The organism is Streptomyces sp. NPDC060049 (assembly GCF_042736715.1).
GTDB lineage: Bacteria > Actinomycetota > Actinomycetes > Streptomycetales > Streptomycetaceae > Streptomyces.
Window position 1 is genome coordinate 277,565 of sequence record NZ_JBHWVV010000010.1, and the last position, 16,230, is coordinate 293,794.

A 16,230-nucleotide genomic window follows, 5' to 3' on the forward strand; every position below is an offset into this window, starting at 1 on the left:
TTCGACCACTGACGCCCGAGGGGTGCCCGCCCGACGGGCGCGGGCACCCCCGGTGATCACCGGGGCCCCCGGCATGGACCGCTACCCGGCGGTAGGGCACCATGGGCCGCCGCAGACCAGCTCACCGCCGGAGGAACCATGGCCGCCACCCCCAAGCCGGAGACCCTCGCCGCCTTCGAGGCCGCCAAGGGGTTCATGCCCGTCGGGGAGGGCCTCGCCCTGTACGCGGCGGCCGCCGACGCGGGACGGCTCGGACTGCCGCTGCTGGAGGTCGGCACCTATTGCGGCCGCTCCACCATCCTGCTCGCCGACGCCGCCCGCGAGGCCGGGGTCGGCGCGCTGACCGTCGACCACCACCGCGGCAGCGAGGAGCAGCAGCCCGGCTGGGAGTACCACGACCCGACGGTCGTGGACCCGGAGATCGGCTTGATGGACACCCTGCCCACCTTCCGCCGCACCCTGCACCGGGCCGGTTTGGAGGACCACGTCATCGCGATCGTCGGCCGCTCCCCGCAGGTAGCCGCCGCCTGGGGCGGGAAGCTCGGCCTCGTCTTCATCGACGGCGGGCACACCGACGAGCACGCCACGGGCGACTACGAGGGCTGGGCCCCGCACGTCGCCGTCGGCGGCACGCTCGTGATCCACGACGTGTTCCCCGACCCGGCCGACGGCGGCCAGGCCCCGTACCGCATCTACCTGCGCGCCCTGGCCTCCGGCGCCTTCGAGGAGGTCTCGGTGACGGACTCCTTGCGCGTCCTGCGCCGGGTCGCCGAGGGCGTCTGACCCGGACGCCCGGTGCGGGGCGTCCGGTCCGGCCGGAGCCGGCCGCGACGCGGTGCGTCGGGTCGAGCTCGGCATATAAGCGCACCGCGCCCCCGGATGGCCCAGGGTCCGTACGTCCGCCCGACACCCGGTCTAGCATCGCCGAGTGCGCTACGACGACAGCTCCCCGCCCCCAGAGTCCGCCTCCTCGGTCAGCCCGGACCGGCCCTGGTACGTCCGCCGGTCCACCCTGGTCGTCGCGGCCGCCGCGCTCGCACCGGCCTGTCTCGCGGGGTGGGTGCTCACCGAAGTGCTCGGCGCCGGCGCGACGGACGACTCGCGCCCGCCCCGGATCGTGATGCCGCTCGTCTCGCAGACGCCGGGCGCGGTCGCGGGCCCCGGCGCTTCCGCGAGCGGCTCCGCCGGCGCGTCCCCGGGCGCGAACCCGTCCGCGAGCCCGTCAGCGAGCACCGGCACGGACACGGCCGCGGGCAAGTCCCTCGCCGGCCGCGTCGTGGTCATCGACCCCGGCCACAACACCGGCAACTTCAAGCACACGACCGAGATCAACCGCCAGGTGGACATCGGCACCAACCGCAAGGAGTGCGACACCACCGGCACCACCACCAACGCCGGCTACATGGAAGCCGAGTTCACCATGGACGTCTCCCGGCGCCTGCGCACCGTCCTGGAGGCCAAGGGCCTCAAGGTGCTCCTCACCCACGAGGCCGGCGCCGAGCGGCCCTTCGGCCCCTGCATCGACGAGCGCGCCCGCATCGGCAACGAGGCCCGCGCCGAGGCCGTCGTCTCCGTCCACGCCGACGGCGTCTCGGCCGGCAACCGCGGCTTCCACGTCATCCTCCCGGCCAAGGTCAAGGCCAAGGCGGCGGACACCTCGCAGATCGTCGAGCCCTCCCGGATGCTCGGCGAGCGGATCGCCGGAAACTTCGCGCGCACCACCGGTTCGGCGCCCGCCAACTACCTCGGCAGCGGAACCGGATTGGTGGTGCGCGACGACCTCGGCGGACTGAACCTCTCGACCCGTCCCAAGGTGTTCGTCGAATGCGGCAACATGCGTGATGCCAAGGACGCGGCGCAGCTGTCGAGTCCGGAGTGGCGGCAGAAGGCGGCCCAGGGCATCGCGGACGGTATCGTCGGCTTCCTCGGCGGGTAGTCCCTCGGGGGCCGTCTTCCGGGGCGGCCCGCAGCCCCGACCCTCTCGGTCGCGGTGGACCTCCGTACCATGGTGCCGCCCGCCCACTCCGTCATGGCGTGCGACCACGGCACCACGAGACGACGAGACCGAGAAGGACACCTAAGACGTGAACATCCGCTCCCTCACTCGAGGCGACGGCGTGGTGATCGGAGCAGCGGTGCTGCTGTTCATCGCCTCGTTCCTCGATTTCTACTCCGCCACCGGCGTCTCCACCCCGAGCGTGTGGGACACCGACTCGTACCACCTGGCGCTGCCCAGCATCTTCCTGCTCGCCTTCATCGCGGTCGGCCTGCTGGTCGCCGCCCGGCTCCAGCCCGCGGGCCGCCTGCTCCTGGGCCTGCCGTTCCAGGCCTGGGGCACCGTGCTCTCCGTCTCGGCCGCCTGGTCCGCGCTGTGGGCCCTGATCACCTGCCCGCGCGGCATCGACCTGGGCGCGGGCGCGGTCATCGCCTTCCTCGCGACCCTGGCGCTGGCCGGCGTGACCCTCTTCGGCGACAAGATCCCGGCGCTCGCCGGCCGGCTGGTGCCGGACCCGAAGCCCGCGGCCGCGGCCGTCCCGCCGTACGGCGGCACCCCCCAGCCGGGCGCCGGCTACGGGTACCCGGGCGGCCAGGAGCCCCAGCCGTACGGGGCCTCCGCGCAGCCGGTCCCGCCCTACGGCGGCTCCCCGGAGGCTTCCGCGACCCCCGGCCCGCAGGACTCCGCGCCGGTCTCGGCCGCGGACTTCACCCCCTTCTGGTTCGCGGTGCCGGTGGCCCGCCCCCTCTTCGCGGAGGACGGCAGCCCCAACCCGATCGCGGAGCTCGCGCCGGGCACCTGGTACCTGGCCGTGGAGCAGCGCGGTGCGGCCACGCTTGTCGCCCAGACCCAGGACGGCCGTCGCGGCGTCCTGAACGACACCTCGGGCATCCAGCGCGGCTGACCCGCGCGCGCGACCGGCGCAACGCCACAGCGGCCCCCCGCCCTTCCGGGCGGGGGGCCGTTGCCCTACAGTCACCTGACGCATCGTCAGATATGGCTGACCCGGGATCGCGCCCGGCATCGCGGAGGGGACCGTACATGCGCCTCGGACTCGCACTCGGCTACTGGGGCCGCGGCCCCAACCCGGACCACCTCGACCTCGCCGCCGAGGCCGAGAACCTCGGCTACGACTCGGTGTGGACGGCCGAGGCCTGGGGCTCCGACGCCTTCACCCCGCTCACCTGGATCGCCGCGCACACCTCCCGCATCCGCCTGGGCACCGCCATCGCACAGATGGCCGCCCGCACCCCCACCGCCACCGCCATGCAGGCCCTGACCCTGGACCACCTCTCCGGCGGCCGGATGATGCTCGGCCTCGGCCTGTCCGGCCCCCAGGTCGTCGAGGGCTGGTACGGGCGCCCCTTCCCCTCCAGCCCCCTCACCGCGACCCGCGAGTACGTGGACGTCATCCGCCAAGTGCTGCGCCGTGAAGCCCCCGTCGCCCTGGACGGCCGCTTCCACAGCCACCCGTACCGGGGCTCCGACGCCACCGGCATCGGCAAGCCCCTCAAGCCCATCACCCACCCGCTGCGCGCGGACCTGCCGATCCTGCTCGGCGCGGAAGGCCCCAAGAACATCGCCCAGACCACCCGCATCGCGGACGGCTGGCTCCCCCTGTACTGGTCGCCGACCCGCACCGACGTCTACCGGGCCTCGCTGGCCGACCTCCCCGAGGGGTTCATGATCGCCCCGATGGCGCGGGCCAAGGTCTGCGACGACGTCACCGAAGGACTGCTCCCGGTCAAGGCGATGCTCGGCTTCTACATCGGCGGCATGGGGCACGCGGCCCGCAACTTCCACGCCGACCTCATGGGCCGGATGGGCTACGAGGAGGAAGCGCACCGGATCCAGGAGCTGTTCCTCGCCGGGCGCAAGGAGGAGGCGGTCATGGCCGTCCCGGACGCCTTCGCCGACGAGATCTCGCTGGTCGGCCCCCGGGAGCGGATCGCGGAGCGCCTCGAACTGTGGCGCAAGGGCCCGGTCACCGACCTGCTCGTGACCGCCCCGGACCCGCACACCCTGCGGGTACTGGCGGAACTGAACTCCTAAGCCCCGTCCGCGGGTGACCCGGGGCCCGGCTCCTCCTGCGGCAGGGCGGCGAGCAGTTCGCGGACGTCCAGCGGCATCACGGCGATCTCGATGCTGCCGCCCCCGTAAGCACACGTCACGATCCGCGAGCCCGGGTTGATGGAGATGCCCTCCTTCACCGACGGCACCCGCACGCCGGTGGCCCGTCCGCCGGTCAGGACCACGGGCTCGCCCCGGCCGGGCACCCAGCGGGCGGCGCCCTGCTCCGCGTACACCCGGCCGCTGCGCCATCGCCCGGCTCCGGCGGGCTCGCGCGCCATGCAGGGGATCCCGGGCACGGGCCCGCCGGCCAGCCGCTGCCGGTGCCTGCGGCGCATCAGCCAGCCCGTTCCGGCGGCGACACCGGCGAGAAACACGTACTCGATCACCCGCCCATTGAAACAGGCCGGACCGGAGCGATCCGGTCCGGCCCGTTTCCGTGGGCGGGCGCCGCGCCCGCAGGGCCGGTCAGCCCGCTGCGCGGAGCGCTCAGCCGGTCAGCTCGCCCGCGCTCGGAACCTTGTCGGTGACCGGGGCGCCCGCGCTCTGTCCGGCGTCCTTGACGCCCTTGATGACGTCCTCGAAGGAACTGATGTCGGCGTCGCCGGCGTCGCCCTTGCGCAGCTTGGAGCCGAGGCCCTTGAGCGATTCGATGCCCGCCGTCAGCGGGACCATGGCCTTCGACAGCAGCGGGTCGCCCTTGGCGTTCTCCGAGGCGGCCTTGAGCCGGTTGTAGGCGAAGGCCCCCGCGAGGCCCGCCTTGATGAGCGCGAACGTGCGGCCCTTGGCGCCCTTCTTGAACTTGCCCGCACGGTACGGCTTGATGATCCACTGGTACGTGGCGCCGGCCGCGAGCCCGGCGTTGGCGACGAAGCGCGTCTTGGCGAACTTCTGCTTCTCCGCCGTGCTGCTGGCCGACGGCGTGGCGGCGGCCGCCTCCGCGTCCTCGGCCGAAGCCGCCGCGTCGGCCTCGGCGAACGCGGCCATCGCCACCGTGACCTCGTCGCTCTGGCTGATCGCGGTGTCGTTGCCGCCCGAGCCGCAGGCGGTGGCACCGGCCAGCAGCGCGCAGGACAGCAGGACCGCCGTGAGGGAGCGACGGAATCGAACGGTTCGGGTGGGTAGGGACACGGGTTGCCTCCGGGGACTCAGGGGTCCCCCGCAGCCTGACCCGGGTCGCCCGGCCGCGCCACCGGTGGGGCCCGTTCGGGTTTACCCGGCCCTGGGGCGGCAAGACGCGCACCATGCCCACACACACGCGAGTACACACCCGGGGAAGTAGTCAGGCAGGCCGCGCCGTTGCGGTCGTGGCGGACGTCATGGCCTTCGTGATCGCCCTGTGGATCCTGCTGTACCTGCTGGATGCCAACCAGGGCAACGCCCTGGTGGACTTCATCCACGACGCGGCGAGCTGGCTGGCCGGCTGGTCCTACGACCTGTTCACCTTCACCCGCGCATGGGTCCAGGTGGTCGTCGGCTACGGCATCGCGGCCGTCGCCTACCTCGTCATCGGCCACGCCGTGGCGGGCCGCCTGTACCGCCGCTAGGTCGTCTCTTTCGGATCTTGTCGGCCGAGCCCGCGGCGCCTGGTGCCGTGCACGGCAAGGCGGAGGGGCGTGCCGCGTACTGGACGTACTGGGGCGCCCCGACAACGCGGCCAGGTGCGGTACCAGGCGTCGCGGGCCCGGCAAGATCCGAAAGAGACGGCCTAGTTCTGCCTGCGGCCGCGACTCGTCCCCCGGCGCGCCGGGGGACGAGCGGCGTTCAGGAACAGCAGTCCGGCTCCAGGCCCGCCGGCAGGGTGAGTCCGCCGAAGACGACGCCCGTGGCCTCGTCCCCGCCCAGCGCGGCCACCGCGAGGAGCAGCGAGCCCGCCGTCCAGGTGGTCTGCTCGACGGGCCACACGGCCCGGTCCTTGAAGACGTACCCGGTCCAGTACATGCCGTTGTCCGCCCGCAGGTGCCCGATCGAGCGCAGGATCTCCAGCGCCCGGTCCGACTCCCCCGTCGCCCAGAGCGCCAGCGCCAGTTCGCAGGACTCCCCGCCCGTCACCCACGGGTTCGGCAGCACGCACCGCACGCCGAGGTCCGGGACGACGAACTCCTCCCAGCGCTCCTCGAGCCGCGCCTTCGCCTCCGCGCCGGTCAGCGCCCCGCCCAGGACGGGGTAGTACCAGTCCATGGAGTAGTGCGACTTGTCGAGGAACCGCTCCGGGTGGCGCCGTATCGCGTGGCCCAGCGCGCCCGCGGCCAGCTCCCAGTCCGGCTGCGGCTCGCCCCGGTGGTCGGCGATGGCCAGGGCGCAGCGCAGGGCCTGGTGGATGGAGGAGGACCCGGTCAGCAGCGCGTCGCGCACCGGCTCGCCGGTCGCTTCCCGCTTCCAGCCGATCTCACCGCCGGGCTGCTGGAGCCCGAGGACGAACTCCACGGCCGCGTACACGGCCGGCCACATGCGGTCGAGGAAGGCGTCGTCCCCGGTGGACAGGTGGTGGTGCCAGGCGCCGACGGCGAGGTACGCGACGAAGTTGGTCTCCCGGCTCGCGTCCTGCGGCCGACGGGTGTCGACCCCGTCCTCGCGGTCCGCGTAGGCGGCGAACCAGGAGCCGTCCTCGTTCTGGTGGCGCACCAGCCAGTCGTACGCCCGCTCCGCGGCCTCGTGTTCGCCCGCCGCGTCGAGCGCCATGGCGGCCTCGGTGTGGTCCCACGGGTCGAGGTGGTGGCCGCGGAACCACGGGATCGCCCCGTCGGCGCGCTGCGCGGCGAGGATCCCCGCGACGGTGGCGGCTGCCTGATCGGCGGTCAGTACGCCGTCCAGGACCAGGTGCTCGGGTGCGGTGCGCCCGGGCGAGCTCACTTCTCGGCGCCCGCGGCCGCGCCCACGGGCAGGTGCGGCTTGGTCGCGTAGGCGACGAAGCTCTTGCCTATGACCGGGTTCAGGGCCTGCTCCGCGAGGCGGGTGAGCGCGGGCTTCTTCATGATGTCCCAGACCAGGAGCTTGTGGTACGCCTTGACGGGCAGCGCCTTGTCGTTGTCGACGCCGAAGGCGCACTTGAGCCACCAGTACGGCGAGTGCAGGCCGTGCGCGTGGTGCGTGCCGTACGGCTTGAGGCCGGCGGCCTCCATCTTGCCGAGCAGCTCTTCACCCTTGTAGATGCGGATGTGGCCGCCCTCGACCTCGTGGTAGGCATCGGAGAGCGCCCAGCAGATCTTCTCGGGACCGTAGCGCGGCACGGTGATGGCGATGCGCCCGCCGGGCTTCAGGACGCGGACCATCTCGGCGAGGACGCCCTTGTCGTCGGGGATGTGCTCCATCACCTCGGAGATGATGACGACGTCGAAGGACTCGTCGGGGAAGGGCAGCGCGAGGGCGTCGCCCTCCATCGCGGTGGCGGTGGCGCCGACCGGGGCCTCACCGGCCTCCTTCATCGCGGCGAACCACTTGGCGACTTCGCGGATCTCCTCGCCGTTGCGGTCGAGGGCGACCACCTGGGCGCCTCGCCGGTAGCACTCGAAGGCGTGCCGGCCTGCGCCGCAGCCCAGATCGAGTACGCGGTCGCCTGCGGCGAGCGGGAACCGGGAGAAATCGACGGTCAGCACGGGGTCCTGCCTTCGCGGTCGCGGGGGTGAGAGGGGGACTGCATCGGACGGAAGGTGAAGGTCACCGGGTACCGCGGCTACGGGAGGCGGGCGCGGCCTTCGAACCCGCCGCGTTCCTGGCGGCCTGCTCGATGGCGGCGCGGTAGTGCACGACGGTGCCCTCGGCGGCCTTGGCCCAGGTGAAGCGGGCCAGGACCCGTTCGCGGCCGGCGGCGCCCAGCCTGGCGCGCAGCTCGGCGTCGCCCAGCAGCCGGGCGAGGGCCGAGGCCAGCGCGCCCGCGTCGCCGGGCGGCACCGCGAGGCAGGTTTCGCCGTCGGGGCCGGCGACCTCGGGGATGGCTCCGCCGGTGGTGGCCACGAGCGGGGTGCCGGTGGCCATGGACTCGGCGGCGGGGAGCGAGAAGCCCTCGTAGAGGGAGGGAACGCAGGCGACCTGCGCACTGCGCACCAGGTCGACGAGTTCGGCGTCGGTGATTCCCTTGACGAAGCGGACGGCGTCGTGGAGCCCGTACGTCTCGATCGCGCGGGCGACGGGTCCCTTCTCGGCGCGCTTGCCGACGACGACGAGGTGGGCGTCGGGCTGCTCGGTACGGAGCTTCGCGAGCGCCTCGACGAGATGGACGAGCCCCTTGAGCGGGACGTCGGCGCTCGACGTCGTCACGATCCGCCCGGGTACCTCGGCGACGGAGGCGTCGGGCGACCACAGGTCGGTGTCGGCGCCGATGTGGACGACGTGGATGCGCTCGCCCTGGACGCCGAGGTGGTCGGCGATCTCCTGCTTGGAGGAGCCGGAGACGGTGAGTACGGAGGGCAGGCGGCGGGCGACCCGGCCCTGCATGCGCGTGAAGGCGTACCAGCGCCGGACGGACGCGCGCTTCTTGCGGTCCTTGGCGGCGGCCAGGTCCAGCTCGCGGTCGACGGTGATGGGGTGGTGGATGGTGGTGACCAGCGGAGCGCCCACGTCGCCCAACAGTCCGTAGCCGAGGGTCTGGTTGTCGTGGACCACGTCGAACTCGCCGGCGCGGGCGGCCAGGTGGCGCCGGGCGCGCAGCGAGAAGGTCAGCGGCTCGGGAAAGCCGCCGGTCCACATGGTGGCGACCTCGACGGCGTCGATCCAGTCCCGGTACTCGTGGAGCTTGGGGGTGCGGAACGGGTCGGGGCTGCGGTAGAGGTCCAGGCTCGGGAGCTCGGTGAGGCTGGCGCCCGTGTCGAGGACGGGGTAGGGCTGCGCGCCGATCACCTCGACGGAGTGGCCCAGCTTCACGAGCTCGCGCGAGAGGTGCCGGACGTAGACGCCCTGGCCGCCACAGAACGGGTTCCCCTTATAGGTGAGGAGCGCGATCCGCAACGGGCGGCTGCCGTCGGCGGGGGAACCCGTGAAAGGGCTCGTCACCATGGCCTCAGCAGTCACTCTCGGCCCCCTTCTCCCTGCACTTTCGCCGGAGCGTAACCGCTCGGATAATGTAGAACAAGTTTCAGACTTGATCCGTTGAAGACCATTGAATCTACCGGCCGGAAACCACACCGTAAGAGGGGTGGCAGGTGATTCACGCCACGGCTCGGGCGCCTGCCATGCTGGGCGCGAACCAGCCCCCGCACCACCCCACCCGCAACAGCATGGAACGCCTTGGAACGGGACAGATGACAGCGGAAGCGAAGGCCGTGACCCCAGCCGTCACCACACCGGCGTCCCCGCCCCTGACGGAGCGCCAGGAGGCGCGCCGCAGGCGGATCCTGCACGCCAGCGCCCAGCTGGCCAGCAGGGGCGGTTTCGACGCGGTCCAGATGCGGGAGGTCGCGGAGTCCTCCAGCGTCGCGCTGGGGACCCTCTACCGCTACTTCCCCTCCAAGGTGCACCTGCTCGTCGCCACCATGCAGGACCAGCTCCAGCACATGCACACGACGCTGCGCAAGCGCCCGCCCGCCGGGGACGAGCCGGCGGCCCGGGTCGCCGAGACCCTGATGCGCGCCTTCCGCGCCCTGCAGCGGGAGCCGCACCTGGCGGACGCGATGGTGCGCGCGCTGACCTTCGCGGACCGCAGCGTGAGCCCCGAGGTGGACACCGTGTCGCGGCTGACGACGGCGATCATCCTGGACGCGATGGGTCTGGACGCCCCGCCGACCGCTGAGCAGCTCTCGGCGGTCCGGGTCATCGAGCACACCTGGCACTCGGCGCTGATCACCTGGCTGTCGGGCCGGGCGTCGATCGCCCAGGTGAAGATCGACATCGAGATGGTCTGCCGCCTGATCGACCTCACGGCGCCGGACGCGGCGGCCCCGGCCCCGCCGAAAAAGGCCTGATCCCGCCGTCGCCCACGCCGCCGCCGCGCGGCCCGGCACCGTCTCCGCTGCCGAGCCTTCTCGATCCCGCCCGGCGTTCACGGGCGTTCACGGGTTCTCGCTAACCCTGCGGATCCTCGTCCCGGAAGGCCTCTTCCATCTCCGCGTCCGTGAAGCGGCCCTCGCACGCCTGGTCCGTGGCCATGAAGGACAGCATGTCGGGCATGCCCATCGGGGAGCCCTTCCCGGCGGAGAAGTCGTAGCGGCGGGCGAGCACGGTCCAGCCCTGCTTGGTCAGGGACGTATGGGTGAGCATGTCCTGCTGGTGGCGGTCGCCGCGCTTCCAGCCGCGCTGTTCCAGCGTCGTGATCGTGGCCTCGTACGCCTTCACCGGGTCGGGCAGTGGCTCCATCGTCTGCCAGGGGACCGCGCAGGCCAGCATCGCCGCCCGGAGGTCGCCCTTCGCCGTGCCCGGGTCCGTCGGGGACGGGGCCGCGGTGACCGCCGTACCGGGGCGGCCCATCCCGGCCGCGGCCGTGGCGGCGGCGACGTCCGCGGCGACCTGCTCCCTGCCGAAGGCACCGGCGGGCGCGGCGGAACCGGTCGCCGAACCCGCCCCCGCCGATGCCGAAGCCGAAGCGGCCGGGGAGCCCGCGGGGGCCTCCTTCTCGCACCCCGTCACCAGCAGCGCCCCGAGCACCGCCCCGACCCTCGTCCAGCGGACCCCGCGCATGCCGTTCCCCACCCTCGTGATGCTGCCCGGCCACGTGCGCCGGGCAGTCGTCGCAGGAGTCTCACACGGAGCGCCGCGCCCGCGACGGCCGGGCCCGGGAGCCGACCCGGGCCCGTGCCCCGGCCCGCCCCGGGCCACCGCTCACTCCTCCGGCGGGAACACCGCCTCGCCGCTGCCCAGCATGGTGATCATGATGGCTTCGACGGGGCAGCCCTCCGCCGCCGTGAGCACCGGCTCGTTCGCGTCCGTCTCCACCGCGCGCGGGTGGGACTGGCGCGCCGAGTCGAGGGCGAAACCCTCCGGAGCGTGGTTCACGCACATGCCCGAGCCGATGCAGACCCCCCGGTCCACTTCGACGTGCCACCGGTCACCCATCACGCACCGGCCGCAGGCGGTACGTACCCGGCCGGGAGGTGGATCATCTTGTGCTCCAGGTACTCGCTCAGCCCCTCCGGGCCGAACTCCCGCCCGACACCGCTGTTCTTGTAGCCGCCGAACGGGCCGAGCATGTCCAGGCTGAAGGTGTTCACGTTGAAGGTGCCGGTGCGCACCTGCCGCGCGAAGTCGACGCCGCGCTCGACGTCCCCGGTCCAGACGCTGCCGCTCAGCCCGAACTCCGAGTCGTTGGCGATCCGCACCGCCTCCGCCTCGTCCCCGTACGGGATCAGGCAGACGACCGGGCCGAAGATCTCCTCGCGGGCGATCCGCATCGAGTTGTCGACGTCTCCGAAGAGGGTCGGCTCCACGTACCAGCCCTGGTCCATGCCGGCCGGACGGCCGCCGCCGGCGAGGACCTTGGCGCCCTCCTCCTGGCCGATCCGGATGAAGTCGAGGGAGCGCTGCTGCTGCCGCCTGGCGACCAGCGGGCCGAGCTGCGTCGCGGGGTCCATCGGGTCGCCGACGACCAGCGCCCCGGCCGCCGCTGCGAGCGCCTCGGCGATCTCCGCGTAGCGGCTGCGCGGCGCGAGGACGCGGGTCTGGGCGATGCACGCCTGGCCGTTGTTCATCCAGGCCGCCGGAACGATGCCCGCGATGGCGGTGTCGAGGTCCGCGTCCGGGAGGACGACGGCGGCCGACTTGCCACCGAGTTCGAGGGTGACGCGGGTGAGGTTGCGCGAGGCGACCTCCATGACGCGCCGCCCGGCCCCGACGGAGCCGGTGAAGGCGACCTTGTCGACGCCCGGGTGGCCGACCAGGTACTCGCTGACCTCGCGGTCGGCGGGCAGGATCGACAGCACGCCTTCGGGCAGTCCGGCCTCGCGGGCGATGTCGGCGAGGATGTAGGAGTCGAGCACCGCCTCCGGGGAGGGCTTGAGGATGACGGTGCACCCGGTCAGCAGCGCGGGCGCCAGCTTGGCGGCGGCGACGAACTGCGGGACGTTCCAGGGGATGACGGCGGCGACGACGCCGACCGCCTCGCGCCGGACGAGGATGCTGCCGAGGGCGCCCTGGCGGTACTCCTCGTAGGGGTAGGAGCGTGCGACGGTGATCGCGGCGTCGTAGACCATCATCGGGCCGAGCGCCTGGGCGAGGATGCTCCAGGAGTACGGGGACCCGTTCTGGGAGCTGATCGAGGCGGCGATCTCCTCGTGGCGGACGGCTATGGCGTCCTTGATGCGGGTGACGACGGCGATCCGCTCCTCCAGCGAGGTGCGCGGCCACGGGCCTTCGTCGAAGGCCTTGCGGGCCACCGCCACGGCCCGGTCGACGTCCGCCTTCGAGGCGTGCGGGACGCTGCCGATGACCTGCTCGGTGTGCGGCGAGACGACTTCGATCGTCTCGGAGCCCAGCGGATCGGTCCACTCCCCGCCGATGAGCAGTTGTCCGTGTTCCACGAGCTCGGTCATGGCTGATGCCTCCTGCGGCTTGGCGTTCCAGAACTGATACCAGTTCTAGTTCTAGGAGTCCACGGCCCTGACCGAACCGCCTCGTCGGACACTGCGAAGATCCAACGACTAGTCAGAAAGCCTCGGAGATGGTCGACTTGGGCGACTACTGCAACACGTTCTCGTGAGAGTGGAGCCCTTCATGGCAGAGGACACGGCACAGGGCACGTCACAGGGCGGCACGGCACAGGGCGCGCCCGACGTCACCGACCACGGCGGAGGCGTGTGGGCCGTCAAGGTGCCCATCCCCGACAACCCGCTCGGCCACACCCTCGTCCACGTCCTCGACACCGACCGCGGCCCGGTCCTCATCGACACCGGCTGGGACGACCCCGCGTCCTGGGACACCCTCGTCGCCGGCCTCGGAGCCCTCTCCGTCGCCGTCGCCGATGTCCACGGGGTGGTCATCACCCACCACCACCCCGACCACCACGGCCTGTCCGGCCAGGTCCGCGACGCCTCCGGCGCCTGGATCGCCATGCACGCCGCCGACACCGAGGTCGTCGTCCGGACCCGCTCCTCCGAACCCGGCGTCTGGTTCGACTACATGAGCGAGAAGCTGGCCACCGCCGGAGCCCCGGAGGACCACATCGCCCCGCTGCGCGCCGCCCGCGCGAGCGGCCGCATGCGCACCCTGCCCGGCCTGAACGCCGCCGTCCCCGACCGGGAGATCGTCCCCGGCGAGCTGCTGCCGCTGGCCGGCCGCAAGCTCCGGGCCATCTGGACCCCCGGCCACACCCCGGGCCACGTCTGCCTGCACCTGGAGGAGAAGCACCCGGCGGACCTTCCCGGCAACGGCCGCCTCTTCTCCGGGGACCACCTGCTGCCCGGGATCTCCCCGCACATCGGCCTCTACGAGGACCCGTCCTCAGAGCTCGTCACCGACCCCCTCGGCGACTACCTCGACTCCCTCGAACGCATCGGCCGCCTCCGGCCCGCCGAGGTGCTCCCCGCCCACCAGCACGCCTTCACCGACGCCCCGGGCCGCGTACGGGAGCTCCTGGACCACCACGAGGAGCGGCTGACCGGGCTGTGGGAGCTGCTCGCCGAACCGCTGACCCCGTGGGGGCTGGCCGAGCGGATGGAGTGGAACAGGCCCTGGGAGCAGATCCCGTACGGCTCCCGCAACATCGCCGTCTCCGAAGCGGAAGCCCACCTGCGGCGACTCGTGAAGCAGGGCCGCGCGGAGGCCGTAGCGGGCAGCGACCCCGTCTCGTACCGCGCCCTGTAAGGGGCTCGGGTGGGCAGCGCCACCCCGCACGCCGGTTACGGGCCGGTAGAGTACGGGCGTCGTCCACACTTCCGTACGGGGGGAAGCCGGTGCGAATCCGGCGCTGACCCGCAACCGTGACCCTCCTCGGCACCGCCGGGGCGGGGAGCCGGGATGCCCCGTACGAAGGTGCGCGGCTCGTGCCGCCGGGCCCTCCGGCGGCCGGCACCGTCGAGGTAAACGGAGCCGGAGCCCGGTGCCAGCCCGCGCTGTGCTGCCTGCCTCCGGGTCCCCAGCACGAGAGGCACCCGCCCGCCATGAACGTCCGCCGCAGCGCCGCCGCGCTCGCCGCCTCCGCCGTGCTCTGCGTGGGTGCCGCTCCCGCAGCCTTCGCCGACGTCGCCTCGCCGTCGCCGGCGCCCGCCGCCCCCTCCGGCCTCTTCGGTAAGAACGACCCCACCTACGACGGGGTGTGGCGACAGTCGTTCGCCCTCCTCGCCCAGCACACCGCCGGTCTCGAGCCCGCCGGCCAGGCCGTCGACTGGCTCGTCGGCCAGCAGTGCGCCGACGGCTCCTTCGCCTCCTTCCGAGCGGACGCGGACGCCGCGTGCGACGCGAAGACGATGCTCGACACGAACGCCACCGCCGTGGCCGTGCAGGCCCTGAAGACCCTCGGCGGCCACGACGCGGCGGTCAAGAAGGGCACGGACTGGCTGAAGTCCGTCCAGAACGAGGACGGCGGCTGGGCCTACGTCCCGGGCTCCCCCAGCGAGGCCAGCTCCACCGCCGTGGTGATCAGCGCCCTCGCGGTGGCCGGCGAGAAGCCTGCCGAGGTCAAGTCGAAGGCGGGCAAATCCGCGTACGAGGGCCTGCTGGCCTTCCAGCTGGGCTGCTCCGCCGAGCCGGCCGCCGACCGGGGCGCCTTCGCCTACCAGCCCACGGCCGACGGCAAGCTGCCCGCGAACGCCGACGCGACGGCCGCGGCCGTCCTGGCCGGCCTGGCCACGGGCCCGCTCGTGCCCGCCGCCTCCACGGACACCCCCGCGGCCGCACTGGTCTGCCCGGCGACCGCCGGCGACCCGGCGGCAGCGGCCCAGGGCGCGGCCGGATACCTGGCGCAGGCCCTGCGCGAGGGCGGCCACCTGACCGCCCTCACCCCGGGCGCCGACCAGCCGACCCCCGACATCGGCAACACCGCCGACGCGGTGATCGCCCTGGCCGCGGCCGGACACAAGCAGTCGGCGGCGGGCGCGCTGGAGTGGCTGAAGTCCCACTCGGCCGACTGGGCCAAGGACAGCCCGGCCGGCCTCGGCACCCTGATCCTGGCCGCGCACGCGACCGGCACCGACCCGAAGTCCTTCGGCGGCACGGACCTGGTGGCGGCGCTGAACGCGACGGGCCCCGCGCCGCGGGAGACCGGGTCCTCCCAGAAGGAGAAGGACTCCGACGACGCGGCCGACAAGAACGTCTGGTGGATGATCGGCGCGGGCGTGGCGGCCGGCGCGGGCATCGGCATCGTGCTGAGCGGCCGCCGGAAGAAGAACCAGATCTGATGCGCGGCCGCCGCCGTCTGACGCCGCTGGTCCTCGGCCTCGGCCTCGCCCTGGCCTCCACCCTGTCGGCCGCTTCCCCCGCGTTCGCCTCGACGTACCGCTACTGGTCGTTCTGGGACGCCTCGGGCGGCCAGTGGAAGTACGCCACCCAGGGTCCCTCCTCGCTGCGCCCGGCGGACGGCTCCGTGCAGGGCTTCCACTTCGTGGTGAGCAAGGACGCGGCCGACCAGGCCGCCCCGCCGCGCACCGCCCCCGACTTCACCGCGGTCTGCTCCGCCACCTCGCCGGTGGAGGGCAGGAAGCGGATCGCCGTGGTCGTCGACTTCGGCACCCCCGCGGACGCCCCGGCGGGCGACGCCCCGCCGCAGGACGCTCCGCGCACGGCGTGCGCCCAGGTCGGCCCGGACGCCACGGCGGCCGAGGCGCTCGCCGAGGTCGCGAAGCCGCTGCGCTACAACAGCGCCGCACTGCTGTGCGCCGTCTCGGGATACCCGAAGCAGGGCTGCGGCGAGCCGCTCGCGGACGCCGCCCCGGACACGTCCGGCGAGCCCCACGCGTCCGACGGCACCCCGTCGGCGGGCCTCCTCGCGGGCATCGCCGCGGTGGCCGCCCTGGCCGCGGCCGCCCTCTGGCAATCCCGCCGCCGCCGCTCCCGATGACCCCGGGCGAGGGCACGGCGGGGGCCGAGGACGGCAGGCCTGTGCCCGGGGGCACGTCTCCGGTCGACGGCCCGGCGTGCGCCGGAAACGGCGGGTCGGACGGCGACGGCGGGTGGGGCCCCACCGGGGCCACCCGCGCCCGACCGTCCACTCGCACGGGTGGTGCGGGTGGGAACCCGGCCCGGCCGCGGGCCGGGCGCACCCCGCACGGCGCCGCACCCGACGACTCGGCCCCGGCCGGCCCCGG

General features: G+C 73.5%; 17 protein-coding genes and 1 riboswitch. Of the genes, 9 read left to right on the top strand and 8 right to left on the bottom strand.

Going from position 1 to position 16,230, the window contains the following annotated elements; translation table 11 throughout:
• The first annotated feature begins 138 nt into the window (after positions 1–138).
• From ACFWBY_RS20940 to ACFWBY_RS20955, 4 genes are all read left to right on the top strand, one after another.
• Positions 139–783 (top strand): class I SAM-dependent methyltransferase, encoded by a 645-nt coding sequence (locus ACFWBY_RS20940; RefSeq protein ID WP_385339268.1) that lies wholly within the window; start codon positions 139–141, stop codon positions 781–783.
• Positions 784–928: 145 nt separating this feature from the next.
• Positions 929–1,936 carry an N-acetylmuramoyl-L-alanine amidase gene (locus tag ACFWBY_RS20945; RefSeq protein WP_385339265.1) on the top strand — a complete coding sequence of 336 codons (1,008 nt, stop codon included), beginning with the start codon at positions 929–931 and terminating at the stop codon, positions 1,934–1,936.
• Positions 1,937–2,084: 148 nt separating this feature from the next.
• A complete protein-coding gene (locus tag ACFWBY_RS20950) occupies positions 2,085–2,900 on the top strand; it encodes a hypothetical protein (protein ID WP_385339262.1) in 816 nt (271 codons plus the stop codon).
• Between the two features lie 137 nt (positions 2,901–3,037).
• The gene (locus tag ACFWBY_RS20955) at positions 3,038–4,048 is read left to right on the top strand and encodes an LLM class F420-dependent oxidoreductase (protein WP_385339259.1); all 1,011 of its coding nucleotides are present in this window, start codon (positions 3,038–3,040) and stop codon (positions 4,046–4,048) included.
• Here ACFWBY_RS20955 and ACFWBY_RS20960 read toward each other — a convergent pair.
• Both ACFWBY_RS20960 and ACFWBY_RS20965 read right to left on the bottom strand, forming a co-directional pair.
• The gene (locus ACFWBY_RS20960; protein WP_385339256.1) at positions 4,045–4,455 is read right to left on the bottom strand and encodes a hypothetical protein; all 411 of its coding nucleotides are present in this window, start codon (positions 4,453–4,455) and stop codon (positions 4,045–4,047) included. The genes ACFWBY_RS20955 and ACFWBY_RS20960 overlap by 4 nt on opposite strands.
• Positions 4,456–4,555: 100 nt before the next feature.
• Positions 4,556–5,197, bottom strand: a complete 642-nt coding sequence (locus ACFWBY_RS20965) for a hypothetical protein (protein WP_385339253.1) — start codon at positions 5,195–5,197, stop codon at positions 4,556–4,558.
• A gap of 113 nt (positions 5,198–5,310) precedes the next feature.
• Between ACFWBY_RS20965 and ACFWBY_RS20970 the strand changes: the two genes are divergently transcribed.
• Complete coding sequence (locus tag ACFWBY_RS20970) at positions 5,311–5,613, top strand: hypothetical protein (protein ID WP_385339250.1); 303 nt, start codon at positions 5,311–5,313, stop codon at positions 5,611–5,613.
• 217 nt (positions 5,614–5,830) lie between these two features.
• Here ACFWBY_RS20970 and ACFWBY_RS20975 read toward each other — a convergent pair whose 3' ends face one another.
• From ACFWBY_RS20975 to ACFWBY_RS20985, 3 genes are all read right to left on the bottom strand, one after another.
• Positions 5,831–6,919, bottom strand: coding sequence for a prenyltransferase (locus ACFWBY_RS20975; RefSeq protein WP_385339248.1), 1,089 nt, complete (start codon positions 6,917–6,919; stop codon positions 5,831–5,833).
• Positions 6,916–7,662 (bottom strand): class I SAM-dependent methyltransferase, encoded by a 747-nt coding sequence (locus ACFWBY_RS20980; RefSeq protein WP_385339245.1) that lies wholly within the window; start codon positions 7,660–7,662, stop codon positions 6,916–6,918. The genes ACFWBY_RS20975 and ACFWBY_RS20980 overlap by 4 nt, the downstream gene beginning before the upstream one ends.
• Before the next feature lie 61 nt (positions 7,663–7,723).
• Positions 7,724–9,073 carry a glycosyltransferase family 4 protein gene (locus ACFWBY_RS20985; RefSeq protein ID WP_385339242.1) on the bottom strand — a complete coding sequence of 450 codons (1,350 nt, stop codon included), beginning with the start codon at positions 9,071–9,073 and terminating at the stop codon, positions 7,724–7,726.
• Between the two features lie 230 nt (positions 9,074–9,303).
• Here ACFWBY_RS20985 and ACFWBY_RS20990 point away from each other — a divergent pair, with 230 nt between their 5' ends.
• A complete protein-coding gene (locus ACFWBY_RS20990; protein WP_385339239.1) occupies positions 9,304–9,963 on the top strand; it encodes a TetR family transcriptional regulator in 660 nt (219 codons plus the stop codon).
• Between the two features lie 100 nt (positions 9,964–10,063).
• Here ACFWBY_RS20990 and ACFWBY_RS20995 read toward each other — a convergent pair whose 3' ends face one another.
• The 3 genes from ACFWBY_RS20995 to ACFWBY_RS21005 form a co-directional block, all read right to left on the bottom strand.
• Entirely contained in the window at positions 10,064–10,687 is a 624-nt protein-coding gene (locus tag ACFWBY_RS20995; RefSeq protein WP_385339236.1) for a hypothetical protein, read from the bottom strand.
• A 129-nt stretch (positions 10,688–10,816) separates the two neighbouring features.
• Complete coding sequence (locus ACFWBY_RS21000) at positions 10,817–11,050, bottom strand: ferredoxin (protein ID WP_385339234.1); 234 nt, start codon at positions 11,048–11,050, stop codon at positions 10,817–10,819.
• The gene (locus ACFWBY_RS21005; protein ID WP_385339231.1) at positions 11,050–12,522 is read right to left on the bottom strand and encodes an aldehyde dehydrogenase; all 1,473 of its coding nucleotides are present in this window, start codon (positions 12,520–12,522) and stop codon (positions 11,050–11,052) included. Before ACFWBY_RS21005 ends, ACFWBY_RS21000 begins: the two co-directional genes overlap by 1 nt.
• A gap of 181 nt (positions 12,523–12,703) precedes the next feature.
• On the opposite strand from ACFWBY_RS21005, the gene ACFWBY_RS21010 reads away from it, so the two are divergent.
• The 3 genes from ACFWBY_RS21010 to ACFWBY_RS21020 all read left to right on the top strand — a co-directional run bounded on the left by ACFWBY_RS21010 (position 12,704) and on the right by ACFWBY_RS21020 (position 15,983).
• Entirely contained in the window at positions 12,704–13,792 is a 1,089-nt protein-coding gene (locus ACFWBY_RS21010; RefSeq protein WP_385339228.1) for an MBL fold metallo-hydrolase, read from the top strand.
• A 79-nt stretch (positions 13,793–13,871) separates the two neighbouring features.
• Positions 13,872–13,951, top strand: a riboswitch (cobalamin riboswitch).
• Positions 13,952–14,088: 137 nt separating this feature from the next.
• A complete protein-coding gene (locus ACFWBY_RS21015) occupies positions 14,089–15,324 on the top strand; it encodes a prenyltransferase/squalene oxidase repeat-containing protein (protein WP_385339225.1) in 1,236 nt (411 codons plus the stop codon).
• The gene (locus ACFWBY_RS21020) at positions 15,324–15,983 is read left to right on the top strand and encodes an SCO2322 family protein (protein WP_385339222.1); all 660 of its coding nucleotides are present in this window, start codon (positions 15,324–15,326) and stop codon (positions 15,981–15,983) included. Before ACFWBY_RS21015 ends, ACFWBY_RS21020 begins: the two co-directional genes overlap by 1 nt.
• Positions 15,984–16,230 lie beyond the last annotated feature (247 nt).

What these genes read in the sequence shown, in the direction of transcription:
- ACFWBY_RS20940 (WP_385339268.1), top strand. Translation starts at nt 139, where the DNA reads ATGGCCGCCACCCCCAAGCCGGAGACCCTCGCCGCCTTCGAGGCCGCC.
- ACFWBY_RS21010 (WP_385339228.1), top strand. Translation starts at nt 12,704, where the DNA reads ATGGCAGAGGACACGGCACAGGGCACGTCACAGGGCGGCACGGCACAG.
- ACFWBY_RS21005 (WP_385339231.1), bottom strand. Translation starts at nt 12,522, where the DNA reads ATGACCGAGCTCGTGGAACACGGACAACTGCTCATCGGCGGGGAGTGG.
- ACFWBY_RS20955 (WP_385339259.1), top strand. Translation starts at nt 3,038, where the DNA reads ATGCGCCTCGGACTCGCACTCGGCTACTGGGGCCGCGGCCCCAACCCG.
- ACFWBY_RS21015 (WP_385339225.1), top strand. Translation starts at nt 14,089, where the DNA reads ATGAACGTCCGCCGCAGCGCCGCCGCGCTCGCCGCCTCCGCCGTGCTC.
- ACFWBY_RS20990 (WP_385339239.1), top strand. Translation starts at nt 9,304, where the DNA reads ATGACAGCGGAAGCGAAGGCCGTGACCCCAGCCGTCACCACACCGGCG.
- ACFWBY_RS20970 (WP_385339250.1), top strand. Translation starts at nt 5,311, where the DNA reads ATGCCCACACACACGCGAGTACACACCCGGGGAAGTAGTCAGGCAGGC.
- ACFWBY_RS21000 (WP_385339234.1), bottom strand. Translation starts at nt 11,050, where the DNA reads ATGGGTGACCGGTGGCACGTCGAAGTGGACCGGGGGGTCTGCATCGGC.
- ACFWBY_RS21020 (WP_385339222.1), top strand. Translation starts at nt 15,324, where the DNA reads ATGCGCGGCCGCCGCCGTCTGACGCCGCTGGTCCTCGGCCTCGGCCTC.